This is a genomic window from Rhodovulum viride (assembly GCF_003265965.1).
Taxonomy (GTDB): domain Bacteria; phylum Pseudomonadota; class Alphaproteobacteria; order Rhodobacterales; family Rhodobacteraceae; genus Rhodovulum; species Rhodovulum kholense.
Genome location: NZ_MUAV01000013.1, coordinates 80,097 through 94,885 on the forward strand (window position 1 = coordinate 80,097; position 14,789 = coordinate 94,885).

Annotated in this window: 14 protein-coding genes; 2 read left to right on the forward strand and 12 right to left on the reverse strand. The window is 68.4% G+C overall.

Annotated elements, in window-relative coordinates:
• Positions 1–52: 52 nt before the first annotated feature.
• The 11 genes from BYZ73_RS12400 to BYZ73_RS12450 all read right to left on the reverse strand — a co-directional run bounded on the left by BYZ73_RS12400 (position 53) and on the right by BYZ73_RS12450 (position 12,865).
• On the reverse strand, positions 53–3,133 hold the full coding sequence (locus tag BYZ73_RS12400) for an efflux RND transporter permease subunit (protein ID WP_112316192.1): 3,081 nt from the start codon (positions 3,131–3,133) through the stop codon (positions 53–55).
• Positions 3,130–4,200 carry an efflux RND transporter periplasmic adaptor subunit gene (locus tag BYZ73_RS12405; protein ID WP_112316193.1) on the reverse strand — a complete coding sequence of 357 codons (1,071 nt, stop codon included), beginning with the start codon at positions 4,198–4,200 and terminating at the stop codon, positions 3,130–3,132. The genes BYZ73_RS12400 and BYZ73_RS12405 overlap by 4 nt, the downstream gene beginning before the upstream one ends.
• Positions 4,197–5,174 carry an efflux RND transporter periplasmic adaptor subunit gene (locus BYZ73_RS12410; RefSeq protein WP_181498045.1) on the reverse strand — a complete coding sequence of 326 codons (978 nt, stop codon included), beginning with the start codon at positions 5,172–5,174 and terminating at the stop codon, positions 4,197–4,199. Before BYZ73_RS12410 ends, BYZ73_RS12405 begins: the two co-directional genes overlap by 4 nt.
• A 206-nt stretch (positions 5,175–5,380) precedes the next feature.
• Positions 5,381–6,610, reverse strand: a complete 1,230-nt coding sequence (locus BYZ73_RS12415) for a TCR/Tet family MFS transporter (protein ID WP_112316195.1) — start codon at positions 6,608–6,610, stop codon at positions 5,381–5,383.
• 55 nt (positions 6,611–6,665) lie between these two features.
• Complete coding sequence (locus tag BYZ73_RS12420) at positions 6,666–7,511, reverse strand: 3-oxoadipate:acetyl-CoA acetyltransferase (protein WP_112316196.1); 846 nt, start codon at positions 7,509–7,511, stop codon at positions 6,666–6,668.
• Positions 7,508–8,215, reverse strand: coding sequence for an alpha/beta fold hydrolase (locus BYZ73_RS12425; protein ID WP_112316197.1), 708 nt, complete (start codon positions 8,213–8,215; stop codon positions 7,508–7,510). The genes BYZ73_RS12420 and BYZ73_RS12425 overlap by 4 nt, the downstream gene beginning before the upstream one ends.
• Before the next feature lie 115 nt (positions 8,216–8,330).
• Positions 8,331–9,125, reverse strand: coding sequence for a 3-oxoadipate enol-lactonase (gene pcaD / locus BYZ73_RS12430; protein WP_112316198.1), 795 nt, complete (start codon positions 9,123–9,125; stop codon positions 8,331–8,333).
• Between the two features lie 59 nt (positions 9,126–9,184).
• Positions 9,185–10,366: an endonuclease/exonuclease/phosphatase family protein gene (locus tag BYZ73_RS12435; RefSeq protein WP_112316199.1), complete on the reverse strand. Its 1,182-nt coding sequence runs from the start codon at positions 10,364–10,366 to the stop codon at positions 9,185–9,187.
• Positions 10,363–11,343: a threonine ammonia-lyase gene (locus tag BYZ73_RS12440; protein ID WP_112316200.1), complete on the reverse strand. Its 981-nt coding sequence runs from the start codon at positions 11,341–11,343 to the stop codon at positions 10,363–10,365. The genes BYZ73_RS12435 and BYZ73_RS12440 overlap by 4 nt, the downstream gene beginning before the upstream one ends.
• Complete coding sequence (locus BYZ73_RS12445; protein WP_112316201.1) at positions 11,328–12,176, reverse strand: alpha/beta fold hydrolase; 849 nt, start codon at positions 12,174–12,176, stop codon at positions 11,328–11,330. Before BYZ73_RS12445 ends, BYZ73_RS12440 begins: the two co-directional genes overlap by 16 nt.
• Positions 12,173–12,865 carry a haloacid dehalogenase type II gene (locus tag BYZ73_RS12450; RefSeq protein WP_112316202.1) on the reverse strand — a complete coding sequence of 231 codons (693 nt, stop codon included), beginning with the start codon at positions 12,863–12,865 and terminating at the stop codon, positions 12,173–12,175. The genes BYZ73_RS12445 and BYZ73_RS12450 overlap by 4 nt, the downstream gene beginning before the upstream one ends.
• 115 nt (positions 12,866–12,980) lie before the next feature.
• On the opposite strand from BYZ73_RS12450, the gene BYZ73_RS12455 reads away from it, so the two are divergent.
• Together BYZ73_RS12455 and BYZ73_RS12460 are read left to right on the forward strand one after the other, a co-directional pair.
• On the forward strand, positions 12,981–13,361 hold the full coding sequence (locus BYZ73_RS12455) for a VOC family protein (protein WP_108023804.1): 381 nt from the start codon (positions 12,981–12,983) through the stop codon (positions 13,359–13,361).
• Positions 13,362–13,493: 132 nt separating this feature from the next.
• Complete coding sequence (locus BYZ73_RS12460) at positions 13,494–13,922, forward strand: FKBP-type peptidyl-prolyl cis-trans isomerase (RefSeq protein ID WP_108023802.1); 429 nt, start codon at positions 13,494–13,496, stop codon at positions 13,920–13,922.
• Positions 13,923–13,998: 76 nt separating this feature from the next.
• On the opposite strand, the gene BYZ73_RS12465 is transcribed toward BYZ73_RS12460, so the two are convergent.
• Positions 13,999–14,787: an enoyl-ACP reductase FabI gene (locus tag BYZ73_RS12465; RefSeq protein WP_108023800.1), complete on the reverse strand. Its 789-nt coding sequence runs from the start codon at positions 14,785–14,787 to the stop codon at positions 13,999–14,001.
• Positions 14,788–14,789: the final 2 nt, after the last annotated feature.

Consider the following 14,789-nt stretch of genomic DNA (forward strand, 5'->3'; position numbering starts at 1 on the left):
CCGGTCCGCTGCGAATCATACGTGAGGGCGGTTTGCCCGGGCCGTCGCGAGCTCAGTCGCCGGTCCCGGCCTTCGGGGCAGAGGCGGTGGGAGCCGGCGGGCGAACCCGGAAGACCACGCAATACAGTGCCGGGGCGAACAGCAGGGTGATGCCGGTCCCGGCGATGATGCCGCCCATCATCGCGAAGGCCATCGGCCCCCAGAACACCTCGCGCGCGATCGGGATCAGCGCGAGGCTGGCCGCGGCGGCGGTCAGCAGGATCGGCCGGGCGCGGCTGTCCGAGGCGCCATAGACAGCCTCCCAGGGGCTTTGCCCGGCCCGGATCAGCACCTCGACCTCATGGATCAGGATCACCGCATTGCGGATCAGGATGCCGACGAGGGCCAGAACCCCCAGCAGCGCGACAAAGCCCAGCGGCGCGCCTGAGGGCAGAAGCGCCGCGACCACTCCGATCAGCCCCAGCGGGGCCACCGCCAGCACCACGAACAGCAGCCGGAAGCTTTGCATCTGGATCATGACCAGCGTCAGGATGCTCAGCACCATCACCGGCACCACATCGAGGATCGGGGCCTGGCTTTCGGCGCTGGATTCCTCGGACCCGCCCAGCGCGACGCGGTACTCGGGCGGCAGGCCGTCCGCGAAGGCCGCGATCCGGGGCGTGAGGTCGGCCACGATGGTGGCGGGTTGCTCGGCGCCGCGGATCGCCGCGCCCACGGTAATCGTCGGCACCCGGTCGCGTTGATGGATCTCGGGCTGTTCGGTGGTCCATTCCAGTCGCGCGATCGACAAAAGCGGGATCGGGTCGCCCGCGGCATTGCCGAATTGCAGGGTCTCGAGCGCGGCGATGGTGGAGCGGTCGGCTGCCACGCCGCGTGCCAGCACATCGACCAGCTTGCGGCCGTCGCGCAGTTCGGTCACGCCCGCGCCCTCGAACAGACCGTACAGCGTCTGGGCCACGTCGGACTGGGTCAGACCAAGCTGGCGCAGCCGCGCCTGATCGAGGATCACCCGCACCACGCGGGCCGGTTCCGACCAGTTCAGGCTGATCGAGGTCAGCCGCGGATCGGCATCCAGCAGCGCAGCTAGATCGCGGGCCCGGTCGCGCAGGGGCTCGATCTCGGGGCCGGACAGGCGGTACTGGACCGGCTTGCCGACGGGCGGTCCCAGCTCGATCAGGCGGGTGTAGAAATCGGCCTCGGGATGGGCCCGGTCGTAGGCCGCGATCTTGTCGCGCAGCCGGTCGCGGGCCTCGAGCCCCGGCGTCATCACCATCAACTGGCCGATATTCTCGCTGGCGGTCGGCTGGTCGAGGGTCAGCACGAAGCGCGGGACGCCGCGGCCGACATAGGCGGTCGAATAGCTCGCCTCGTCCTGCTGGCCGAGCCAGGCCTCGAAATCGGCCATTGCGGCATCTGTGGCGGCAAAGGCGCCGTTCTGGCGCAGCGTGACCTCGACGATGATCTCGGGCCGCTCGGAGGTCGGAAAGAACTGTTTTTCGACATGCCCGAGCCCGACGACCGAGGCCGCGAAAAGCGCTGAGGTCAGCAGGATCGTCGTCCAGCGGAACCGCATGGCCTTCAGCAGGACCGTGCGGAAGGCCCGGCGCACGCGGCCCGCCGCGCGATGGGCATGGCGCAGCTTCTTTGGCAGGAAGGTCACGCCCAGGATCGGCGCGAACAGAACGGCGACGATCCAGCTGAGCAAGAGCGAGATCGCGATGACGTAGAACAGCGACCGGGTGTATTCGCCCGCCTGGCTGGAATTGAAGGCGATGGGGATGAAGCCCGCGGCGGTGACCAGCGTACCGGTCAGCATCGGAAAGGCGATCGAGGTCCAGGCATAGGAGGCGGCCTTCGTCAGGCTCTCGCCGATTTCGAGCCGCGAGATCATCGTCTCGATGGCGATCATCGCGTCATCGACCAGCAGACCCAGCGCGATGATCAGCGCGCCAAGCGACACCCGTTGCAGCGTGATCCCCATCACGTCGAGCAGCACGAAGGTCATGGCCAGCACCAGCGGGATCGACAGCGTCACCACCATCCCCGCCCGAAGCCCGAGCGAGATGAAGCTGACGGCCAGCACGATCAGCACCGCTTCGGCCAGTGCCCGGGTAAAATGGCCAACCGACTCCTCGACGACCTTGGGCTGGTCGGCGACCTTGTGAACCTCGATCCCGACCGGAAGCCGCTGGGCGACCCCGTTCATCAACGCTTCGAGCTCGGTGCCGAACTGCAGGATGTTGCCGCCCTCGCGCATGCCCACCAGAAGCGCGATGCCCTCGTGCCCGTTAAAGCGGAAAAGCTCGGTCGGCGGGTCGGCATAGCCCGCGGTCACGTCGGCGACATCGGCCAGCGAATAGAAGACATCGCCAGTCCTGAGCGGGGTCGCCGCCAGATCCTCGGCCGAGGCGTATTGGCCTGTGACCCGGATCAGGATCCGTTCGGCCTCGGTACGGATCGTGCCCGAGGGCACGATGGCGTTTTCCTGCGCCAGCGTGTCCAGCACCGCCTCGCGGTCGAGCCCGAGCGCGGCCAGGCGGCGGTTGGAAAACTCGATATGGATTTCGGGCGCGCGCACGCCCACCAGCTCGACCTTGCCGGTCTGGTCGAGCCGCAGGATCTCGGACCGGATGTCTTCGACCCGGTCTTCCAGCTCGCGGGGGGTGAAGCCGTCGGCGACGAAGGCATAGATGCTGCCGAACACGTCGCCGAAATCGTCGTTGAAGGAAAAGCCCGCGAATTCCGAGGGAAACTCGCCCCGGATATCCGACATCATGTTGCGGACCCGGAGCCAGGTCGCATCGACCTCCTCGGCGCGGGTGGCATCACGCAGTTCGACATAGACGACAGACCGGCCGGGATAGGTGACCGAACGGGTGAACTTGAGCGCGTCGATTTCCTGCAGCTTCTTCTCGATCCGGTCGGTGACCTGGGTCACCGTTTCCTCGGCGGTGGCGCCGGGCAGGGCGGCCGAGACCACCATGACCTTGATCGCGAAGGAGGGGTCCTCTTCGCGGCCCATCGACAGATAGGCCAGTGTGCCCGCGACCAGCGAGACCAGCATCAGGAACCAGACCAGCGAGCGGTGCCCGAGCGCCCAGTCCGACAGGTTGAAGCGCGGGCGCAGGCTCATGGCGCCACCCGGGGGCCGACGGCCAGCCCGTCCCGCAGGCAGGCCGCGCCCTTGGTCACGATCTCGTCCCCGACCGACAGGCCTTCGGTGATCTCGATCCGGTCCGCAAGCCGCCGCCCGGTTTTGATGCCCACGCGTTCGACCCGGCGGTCGGGGGGCAGCACGCGCCAGACGGCCGGGTCGGTCTCGGTCCCGGTCAGCGCGGTCGCGGGCAGGGTCATCACCGGCAAATCAAGGCGGGCCAGCGTGGCGGACACGAGGCTGCCGATGCGGAAATCGGAATCGCCTTCAGTGATCGTCAGGCGGAGCCGCCGGGTGCGGATATTGTCGCCGATGACCGGTTCGACCAGCCGCAGCCGCGCCTTGCGGGGATTGGCGAATTCGGCATGGACCACGACCTCGAACTGCGCATCTTGCGGCAGAACCTGCAGGAATTCGGTCGGCACGTCGATCACCGCCTCGCGGCCCTTCAGATCGGCAAGGGTCAGGATCGGGGTGCCGGCGGCGACCACCGTACCTTCCTCGACCTCGGTCGAGAGCACGATCCCGTCATTCGGGGCGACCAGCGTGCCATGGCCCAGCGCGTCGCGCGCCCGCGCCAGATCGGCCTGGGCGGCCTCGGCCTGGGCCTGGGTCGCATCGCGCGCGGCCTCGGCCTCTTCCAGCTGGGCGCGGGGCGCGATCCCGCGCTCGGCCAGGGTGTTCACGCGCTCGAAGCTTTGGCGGGCAAAGGCGGCCTCGGCAAGGGCCGCGCTCAGTGCTGCGCGGGCCGAGGCGACGTCTTCCTGCAGGCTCACCCGATCCAGCGTCGCCAGCACGTCGCCGCCCGCGACCCGGTCGCCGGGATCGACCTCGATCCGGGCGACGCGACCGATGGTCTGGAAGGCCAGATCGGTGCTGTGGGTGGCGGCGACGACACCGGCGAAGACCCGCTTTCGGGTCGGATCAGCGCTGACCGTCTCCGAGACCACGGGGCGCCCGGCGGCCGGATCGCCGCCGCAGGCCGGGCTGGCCGAGTGGGCGGTCGCGGGCAGCGTCGCCAGGGCAAGGGCAAGCAGGCGGATCATTCGTCCCCCCCAAGCGGGCGAACCTCGCGCCCGGGGAAAAGGTACTGGGACCCCGCGCCGACCACGGCGTCGCCCTCGGCCAGGCCCGCGGCAATGCGGATGCCGCGGTCGGTATAGGCGCCGATCTCGACCGGGGCGAGCCGGACCCGGCTGTCGGCGGCGTCGACGGTCCAGACGGCAGGGCCGTCGGCCGTCGCGGTCAGCGCCGTCCAGGGCACCGTGATCGCCGTCTGGCGGGCCAGGGTGACGATGCCCACGACAGGCTGGCCGATGGCAAAGAGGCGCGCGGCCTCGCCGTCGATGCGGACCTTGGTCTCGACCGTTCCATTGCTGCCCACGACCGGCGCAAGCTCGCTGACCGGCGCGCTGGTGCCGGGGCCGCCCTCCAGCGGGACCAGCCGCACGGGGCTGCCAAGAAAGGCGCCGAGTTCGGGGATGTCTGGGACCTGGAACACCGCCTCGCGCGGGCCGCGATTGGCCAGCGTCACCACCGTCTGCCCGGCGGCCATGACCTGACCCGGCTCGGCCGAGCGGTGAGTCACGATCGCGGGCTCGATGGCGCGCAGCACGGTGTCTTCGGCGGCGCGGGTCGCCACGGCGCGTCGGGCCCTGGCCGCGTCCCGGTCGGACCGGGCCGAAAGATAGTCCTGCACCGCGGCATCGAGGTCGGATTGCGTGGTATTGCCCTCGTCCAGCAAGCGCGTCGCCCGGTCGCGGGCCTGCCGGGCCTGCACCAGCGCCGCCTCGGCCGAACGCAGCGCCGCCGCGGCCGAACGCAGCCGGGCTTCGGCTGCAGTGGCGTCTACCCGCGCGATCACGTCGTTCCGGTCCAGCTCGTCGCCCGCTTCGACCGCCACTTCGACGATGCGTCCGCCATCCCGGAACGAGGCCGGGTAGTCGTCCACGGCCTCGATGGTGCCGGTAAGGGTGTAGGTGGTTTCGGCGGATTCAGCGCCGACGCGGAGGATCTCCACCGGCAGAGGCTGGTCGGCCCCGGCCGGAGCCGCGGCCAGAAGAAGGGCGCCCAGGGCGCAGATCCCTTGCCGAATTCGTCTCAAATTGCACTCCGGTCGCTGTCGGGCGCGTTTCTCCCGCCGGTCCGGGATACCTTTCGCATGGTTTCGACCCTGTCAATACGCGCAGACCCGACCCTGGACCGGGCCGTGGCGGAAGCGACGGGTCAGGCCTCGGCCCCGCGGGCGGCGCCGCGCCGTGCCGCGAAGACGGCGGCGCAGACGATCATCACGCCGGCCGCCAGCACGAAGGGCGCGCCGGGCAGGTGCAGCGGTGCGTCGGGGCGGCTGAACAGGAAGAAGGTCTGGGTCATGACAAGCGGCGAGGCGATCATCGAGACCGACCGGAGCGAACTGACCATGCCCTGCAATTCGCCCTGCTGGTTGTCGTCGGCCGCCTTCGACATCATCCCCAGCAGCGCGGGCGTCACCACCGCACCCAGCGCGATCATCGGGGTCAGGATCAGGACGGCGGTGCCGTTGCCGATCAGGCCGATCGCCAGGAAGGCCACGAAATTGTAGCCAAGCCCGTACCAGACCGCGATCCTCTCGCCCATCACGCGCAGCACGACGCGGATCAGGCCGCCCTGCACGATGGCAACCCCGATCCCGAACATCGCCAGCGAGATGCCGATGGTGCCCGCGCTCCAGCCAAAGCGGTACTGGGTGAAATAGGCCCAGATCGCGGGATAGATGAACATCGCGAATTCATAGAGGAAAAACAGCAGCAAAAGCGGCCGGACCCCGGGCAGGCGGCCGACGGCGCGGAAGGCTCCCAGCGGGTTGGCGCGCCGCCAGTCGAAGGGGCGGCGGATGCGGTCGGTGACGGTTTCGGGCAGCACCAGCGCGCCGAAGATCAGGTTCAGCGTGGCCAGCCCCGCCGCAGCCCAGAACGGCGCGCGCGGGCCCAGCTCGCCCAAGTACCCGCCAATGAGCGGGCCGATCACGAAGCCGATCCCGAAAGAAGCGCCGACCATGCCGAAGCGCGCGGCCTTCTCCTCGGGTTTCGAGATGTCGGCCAGAAAGGCGCTGGCGGTGGCCTGGGTCGAGGCGGTGACGCCGCCCACGACCCGCGCGGCCAGCAACAGCCAGATCGAGCCCGCGACTGCCATCACCACGTAGTCGAGCGCCATCGTCGCCAGCGAGATCAGCAGCACCGGGCGGCGTCCGAACCGGTCCGAGAGACTGCCGACGGTCGGGCCGCAGAGGAACTGCATGACCGCAAAGGCGGTGGACAGGACCCCGCCCCAGACCGCCGCCTGCCCGAGGCTCGTGGCGCCCTCGACGTCGCGGATCAGATCCGGCATCACCGGCAGGATCAGCCCGATCCCGATGGCGTCCAGCACCAGCGTCACCAGGATGAAGACGATCGGAAGACGAGGCGAGGGCTGGGTCATGGCGGGCCTTCCGCAGGACAGAACCCCCTTCGCATATCCCGGCCGCCGGTCCGGTTCAAACCCCGTTCGCGGGGGCGGGTGCCAGTGTGAGGATCGCGCGGGCTTCGGCGGGGCTGGCCACCGGGCGTTCGTACCGCGCGCAAAGCTCCGCCGCGCGCCGCACCAAGGCGGCGTTCGAGGGCGCCAGCCTGTCGCGGTCGAGCCGGACATTGTCCTCGAGCCCGGTGCGGGTATGGCCGCCGAGCGCGATGGACCACTCATTGACCTCGATCTGGTGCCGTCCGATCCCCGCGCCGCACCATTCGGCATCGGGGGCGATGCGCTTCAGCGTCTGGACATAGAATTCGAAACTCGGCCGGTCGGCGGGCATCGCGTTCTTCACGCCCATCACGAACTGTACGTAAAGCGGTGCCTTCAGGCGGCCGTCCCGGGCCATCGTCACCGCTTGAAAGATATGGCTGAGGTCGAAGGCCTCGATTTCGGGCTTCACATCGTATTTCTGCATTTCCGAGGTCAGCCAGTCGACCAGATCGGGCGGATTCTCGTAAACCCGTGTCGGAAAATTGTTGGACCCGACCGCCAGCGAAGCCATGTCGGGGCAGAGCGGCAGCATTCCGCCCCGGACCGCGCCGACGCCCGACCGGCCACCGGTCGAGACCTGCACGATCATGCCGGGACAGTGCTTGCGGATGCCCTCCATCAGGCGGGCGAATTTCTCGGGGTCGGCGCTTGGGCTGTGGTCGTCGTTCCGGACATGGCAATGGGCGATGGCGGCACCGGCCTCGAAGCAGTCCTGCAGGCTTTCGACCTGCTCGGCCACGGTGATCGGCACCGCCGGATTGTCTTCCTTCCGCGCGACCGAGCCGGTGATCGCTGCGCAGAGGATACAGGGACGGGTCATCCGGCGGCGCGCAACAGAAGGCCCGCCAGAGCCTCGGGGGCCGCCAGGAAGGGCGAATGCGAACAGTCCAGCGTATCGATCCGGTCCGCAGGCCAGTCCGCGGTCATGGTCGCCTGATATTCGGCGGGAATGGCGCGGTCCTGCAGGCAACGGATATAGCGTTTGGGAACAGAGCGATAGCGATTGCCAAGCGTGATCGGCGTGGCCTGGGGTAGGATCGGCTGAGGCCCGAGCCGGGCCTTGGCGAAGGCCACGGCCTCGTCCGAGCAATCGTGAAAGAGCTTGTCGCGCACCTTCTCTGGATCGAAGCTGAACGAAACCCCGTCCTTGGATTTGACGATAGCGTCGAGCAGCGGCTGACGCGGCGCGGCGCGGCGCATGTCGACCAGCGAGAGGCCCGCGACCGGGGCATAGGCGCAGACATAGACCAGCGCCCGGATCTTCCAGGGCGCCTTCTCGGCGGCGGCCGAAATCGGGAAACCCGCCATCGAATGGCCGACAAGGATCACCGGTTCGTCGATGGCACCAAGGATCGCTTCGGCATAAAGATCGAGCGTGACATCGGCCAGCGGCGTCGGGTCGGTGCCATGCGAGGGCAGGTCGATGGCCCGGGCCTTTGCCCCCGCATGGTGAAGCGCGGGCAGCACGTCGCGCCAGCACCAGGCCCCGTGGCAGGAGCCGTGGATCAGTAGAAACTCAGTCATGCGGGCCGGTCTGCGCCAGGTGTGCGAATTTGATACTTCCGGGCTCTCCAGGCGCGAGAATTTGGCCTGTTTCGAGTGCGCGAGGTTTGAATTTCACCATTGTCTCTGTGCCGATTCAGTCCGGAACATGGCCGATGTCTTTCAGGAAGGTGGTCAGGACATCGGCATAATCGCCGGGTTTATCGACGCAGGGCAGATGGCCTGCGCCGCGGATCAGATGAAACTGGGCGCCCTTGATCAGGGCTGCCGTTTCCCGCACCAGATCGGGCGGGGTCGAGCCGTCCTCGCTGCCGGCGATGGCAAGGGTCGGCAGGGTCAGGCTGGCCGTCGGCGTGTAGAAATCGGTGCCCGAGATTGCGGCGCAGCAGCCCAGATAGCCTTCGACCGGCTGGCGGGTCAGCATGTTGCGCCAGATCGCGCAGTCGGGGCTTTGGCGGAAGGGGCGCGAGAACCATCGCTCCATCGTGCCATCGGCCAGCGCCTCGATCCCGCCCGCGCGCACCGTCGCCATGCGGTCCTGCCAGATCGCGGGCGTCCCGATCTTGGCGGCGGTGTTCGACAGCACCATCGCGCGGACCTGATCGAGCCGCTTGACCGCCAATCCCTGGGCAATCATCCCGCCGATCGACAGGCCGACGAAGACGCAATCGCGAACCCCCAGAAATTCGAGCAGCCGTTCGGCGTCGCGCACCAGGGCGCCCATCGCATAGGGGCCCGGCGGACAGGAGGACAGGCCGTGGCCGCGCATGTCGTAGCGGATCGCGCACAGCCCGGGCGGCAGCAGCGCCACCACCGCGTCCCAGACCCGCAGGTCGCAGCCCAGCGGATTGGAAAAGACCACGGGCAGGCCGTCGGGATCGCCATCTTCGCGGAAATGCAGCGCCACGTCGCCCAGATCGGCGATCTTCATGCGGGGTGTCCTCCCTGATCTTCGCGGCGCAGGATGGCCGAGCGCGCCAGATGCGTCAATCAGCGCAGCCGGATATGGGCCATAACCTGGCCATGGTCCGAAACGATGCGGGCGGCGGGCGACTGGGGGTCGGCGCCGTCGGTGATATGGTCGTTATAGGCGCCGAAATGGATCATCTCGCCAATCCGGTCGACCCGGTCCGGGTCGAAATGGCGCGACAGCAGGATCGCGTCGAGCGCCTGATAGACTCCGGCGAAGGAGGCGGTATAGATCATGTCACGCAGGCTCTGGCGCATGAAAAGCTGCGCCGCGGCCTGCAGGCGGACGCGGTCGATGGCCTCGCGGATCTGGTCGGACTCGGCTTTCGTATAGCGGTCGTCGGGGCCGTGCGGGTTTGGCCGTCGCATCCAGCTGTAATCGGGCAGGGGCCGTTCGCCGCAGATGATTTCATGGGTGGCCGACCGGTCGTCGTCGTTCAGGTCGCCCAGAACGATCACCGGCCGGTCGAGCGCAAGTTCGTCCAGCACGAGGCGCCGCAGCACCCAGGCCTCGGACATCCGCCGCAGACCCGAGCGGAGCGCGCCCATCGCCCGGCCCGCCGGGTCGTAGTTCAAGAGGTCGATTTCGGGCGAGAATCGCGCGCCATGGGGGCGCACGAATTCCCCGAGCCGCGATTTCAGATGGGCGTTGAAGACGGTGACGACATGATCGCCGACCGGGATGCGGGCCTTGAGGATCGGACGGGTCAGCCGCCGGATCTGATAGCTGCCCGCGTCGCCTCCGCCCAGATGATGGAACGGCACGTCGACGGGCGGATCGAGCAGCTGGATCGACTGCGGCTGGTCGGCAAAGCCGAAGCGCGACAGGATCGCGACGCCGGGCCGCCGTTCGCCGGGGCCGGAATCGGCGATGTTGGGGGCGAAGGCCAGCGCGGTCTCGCCGTAACTGTCATAGCGCTCCTTGCGGTGGATCGCCTTCCGTCCCGGTTCGGCCCCCGGCTGCCCGGCCGCGTTCGACTGGTCTCCGCGCGCATCGGCCAGTGCGATCACCTGTTGCAGCGGCTCGGGCTCGAAGATCTCCTGAAAGCCCACGATGTCGGGATTCATCCGGGTCAGCTGATCAGCCAGCCAGTCCTGCTTCCAGGCATGTTCGGCCGAACTGTATTTTTCAAAACGATAATATTCCCGGTCCGGGCCGATCAGGTTCTGGACGTTGAATGTTGCAATCGTGAAAGTCGTCATGGCGCATCCCCGTAGCGGTCGAGCGCCATGCGGAAGGTTTCTGCCGAGACATTGCCGCCCGAGGCGATGGCGATGACCGCGTCGCCCGCGACGTGCTCGGGATGATAGAGCGCGGCCGCCAGAGCCACCGCGCCACCCGGTTCCAGCACGATCTTCAGCCGCTCGAAGGCCGCGGCCATCGCGCGCAGTGCCTCGTCCTCGCTGACGACGATCCCGGGGCCGCAAAGCCGGGACATCACGGGAAAGGTCAGGTCCCCCGGCGAAGGCGTCTGGATCGCGTCGCACAGCGAGCCCGCGCGGCGGGTGTTGGTCTCGATCCGTCCGGAGACCAGCGAGCGGGTGGCATCGTCGAAGCCCTCGGGCTCGACCGGGCGGACGCGCAGCCCCGGCGCCCGGGCCTCGAGCGCGAGCGCGACGCCCGAGGTCAGCCCGCCGCCGCCGCAGGGCACCAGCACCTCGGCGGTGTCGGTCCCGGCCTCGGTGGCCTGGGCCGCGATTTCAAGCCCGCAGGTGCCCTGGCCCGCGATCACCTGGGCGTCGTCGAAGGGGCGGACCAGCGTCAGGCCGCGTGCCTCTGCGATCTCGGCGCCGATGGCGTCGCGATCGCCCGTGGCGCGGTCATAGGTCACGACCTCGGCCCCGAGCGCGCGGGTATTGGCGATCTTGGGGCCGGGCGCGTCCGAAGGCATCACGATGACGGCGGGCGCGCCCAGCATCCGCGCGGCCAGCGCCACGCCCTGGGCATGGTTGCCCGAGGAAAAGGCGATCACGCCGCGCGCGCGGGCCTCTGGTGTCAGTGCCGAGAGCGCCGACCAGCCGCCCCGGAACTTGAAGCTGCCGGTGTGCTGCAGGCACTCGGCCTTGACCAGAACGCGCCGCCCCGCGAGGTCGTCGAGAAAGGGCGAGGACAGAAGCGGTGTCCGCCGCGCCCTGCCGGCCAGGCGGGCGGCTGCGGCGTCGATCAGGTCGATGGACATTTCGAAATGCGCTCCAGGAGGATCGCGATGGCGGCCACCGCGTCGGGTTCGTCAAGAAAGGGCGTATGCCCGCGGTCGGGGATCTCGGCATAGATCATGTCAGGGCGGCGGCGGCACATCTCGGCCGCGGTCTCGGGCGACAGGATGTCGGAATGCACGCCGCGGATCAGCGCCAGCGGCAGGCCCTGAAGCGCGTCGAAAAGCGGCCAGAGGTCGGGTAGCGCGCCGGTCGCCGACTGTTCCATCACCGCATGGCGAAGCGCCGGGTCGTAGCGCAGCGTCAGCCCGTGGTCGGATTGCTTCCAGAGCCGCCGGGCATAGCTGCGCCACTGCTCGCGGGTCACGCCGGGAAAGCGGTCGCTCATGCTGGCCTCAAGCCGCCGGGCGGCATCGTCATAGTCGGAATAGTCCGGCGGAATGCCGAGATAGGTCATGATATGGGCCAGACCCCGCGGTTCGACCAGGGGGCCGATATCGTTCAGGCAGACGCCCGACAGGCGGTCCTTGTGCCCGGCGGCCAGCATCATCGCGATCAGCCCGCCGCGCGAGGTGCCGAGGATCGCGGCCTTCGGCAGCCCCAGATGGTCCAGCAGGTTCAGCGCGTCGCGGCCCTCGCGGATCAGGTTGTAATTCATGAAATCCGGGTCGTGGTCGGACCCGCCGCGGCCGCGGGTGTCCAGCCGGATGACCCGGGCGCGGTCGGCGAAGGCGTCGACCACCGGTTCGAAATCGTCCATGTTGCGGGTGAGCCCCGCGAGGCAAAGCAGCGCGGTGCCTTTGCCGCAATCGTCATAGGCCAGCATTCGGCCGTCATCGGCCGCGAACCGGATCATGCCAGCATCTCCGCCAGATGCGGAATTCCGGCAAGATCGGTCAGCACATGGGCTGGACGCCAGGGCAGGCGGTCGACCGGGTCGCCCGCGCGGTTGACCCATGCGGAGACGAAGCCGTAGCCCGCCGCTGCGCCCGCGTCCCAGCCGTTCGACGAGACGAACAGAACCTCGGAGCGGTCGCAGCCGAAGCGCCGGCCCACGAGATCGTAGACCGAGGGGTGGGGCTTGTAGACGCCGACGCTTTCGACAGAAAGCAGGTCGTCGAGCAGGGCGCCGATACCGGCCGCCTCGACCGCGTCGGTCAGCATGTCGGGCGAGCCGTTCGACAGAATCGCCGTCGCCTTGCCCGCGCGCTTGAGCGCCTCGAGCATGGCGGGGACCTCGGGATAGGCGTCAAGCTCGCGATACAGCGCCATCAGCCGGGCGCGCAGCCCCATGTCGCCCGCCAGCCCCTGCGCCTCGAGCGCCCAGTCGAGCGCCTCGCCGGTGACCTGCCCGAAATCGGCATGGGCCCCGGTGATTGCCCGGAGCCAGGTATATTGCAGCTGCCTGGCGCGCCAGGCGGCGGCCAGGGTCGGCCAGCTCTCGGCCAGAGCGGCATGGTCGGGCTCTGCCGCGGCCCGGCGGGCGGCGGCGGCCACGTCGAAAAGCGTCCCGTAGGCGTCGAAAATACAGGTGGTGATCGGCATCTTGTCCTCCCTCGCGGGGCGAGATTGGCACAGCGATGTGACGGGTGGAAGGTTACGCCATGCCGCTGTTGCACGAATCCGGCTAGGTTGGGGGCGGCAGTCGCAGGAGGGGACGATGTCGCAAAATCACGGCAAGGTCTGGTGGACCGAATTGCTGACCCATGACGTTCCGGGCGCGCTGAAATACTACAAGGCGGTCTGCGGCTGGCATTTCCAGCCGATGCCGATGGGGGCGGGGGTCTACCATGTCGCCCATTGCGGCGCTAAGCCGGTGGCGGGGGTCATGGACATGGCTATGCTGCCGGGCATGGAGACCGCGCCCGCGGACTGGTTCAGCTATTTCGCGGTCGACCGTCTGGACAAGGCGCTGGAGGAAACCCGCAGCCGGGGCGGCTCGGTCCTGCGCGAACCTTTCGACGTGCCCGGGATCGGACGCATCGCCATCGTTCTTGACCCGACCGGCGCGGCGACCGGGCTGATCATGCCGACGCGCTGAGCCGGGAGGGGATTGTCCGGGCGACAGGGTTTACATCTGGGACCGAATGTCTAGGCTTATGCCACGTCGGGAGTACCCGCGCGATGCGCGCGGCCTCTGCAAATCCACCCGCCTCACTGAAAGGAACCGTGCATGACCCAGGTTCAAACGGGTGACAAGGTCCGTATCCATTACACCGGCACCCTGGCCGATGGTTCTACCTTTGACAGCTCCGAGGGCCGCGACCCTCTCGAATTCACCGTCGGATCGGGGCAGATCATCCCCGGCCTCGACGCCGCGCTGCCGGGCATGTCCGAGGGCGACAGGAAAACCGTCGAGATACCCTGCGCCGAGGCCTATGGCGCACATAATCCCGATGCCACCCAGGCGATCCCGCGCGCGCAGGTGCCGGACACGGTGCCGCTGGAGGTTGGCACCCGGCTGAACGTGCAGACCTCCGAGGGCGAGGTGCTGCCGGTGACCGTGGCCGAAGTGACCGAAGAGGCCGTGGTGCTGGACGGCAACCACCCGCTGGCGGGCAAGGACCTGACCTTCGAGATCGAACTGGTCTCGATCGGCTGAACGGCCCTTGAAACGCGAAGACCCGGGCCTGGCCCGGGTCCGTGCCCCCGAAGGCGGGGGAGAGGGCTATGCGTCGTTAGATGTTCTCGAACCGCGGCATGCCGAGGACGTGATAGCCGCCGTCGACGGTGACGATCTCGCCGGTCGTGCAGGCCCCCATGTCCGAGGCCAGATAGACGGCGGTGCCGCCGATGCAGTCCAGCGTCGCGTTCCGGCCGAGCGGCGCGTTCATTTCGGTATGGCGGAAAGTCTTGCGCCCGCCCGAGATCGCGGCCCCGGCCAGGGTCTTCATCGGACCCGGAGAGATCGCGTTCACGCGGATGCCTTCGGGGCCGAGATCGTTGGCCAGATAGCGCACGGTCGATTCCAGCGCCGCCTTGGCGACGCCCATGACGTTATAGAAGGGCGTGACCCGGTTCGAGCCCTGATAGGTCAGCGTCAGGATGGTGCCGCCCTCGGGCATCAGCGGCCGGGCGCGCCGCGCCACCTCGATCAGCGAATAGCACGAGATCGTCAGCGAGTTCCTGAAGTTCTCGCGCGAGGTGTTGATGAACCGGCCGGTCAGCTCGGTCTTGTCGGAATAGGCGATGGCATGGACCAGAAAGTCGAGGCTGCCCCATTCCTCGGCGATCCGGCCGAAGGCGGCATCGAGCGAGGCGTCGTCGTTGACGTCGACATCGACCAGAAAGCTCGACCCCACGCTTTCGGCCAGCGGCTCGACCCGCTTGCCGAAAGCCTCGCCCTGATGCGAGAAGGCCAGTTCCGCCCCCTCGTCGGCCATCGCCTTGGCAATGCCCCAGGCAATCGACCGGTCATTGGCGACGCCCATGACGAGGCCGCGCTTTCCTTTCATCAACTCAGGCATTG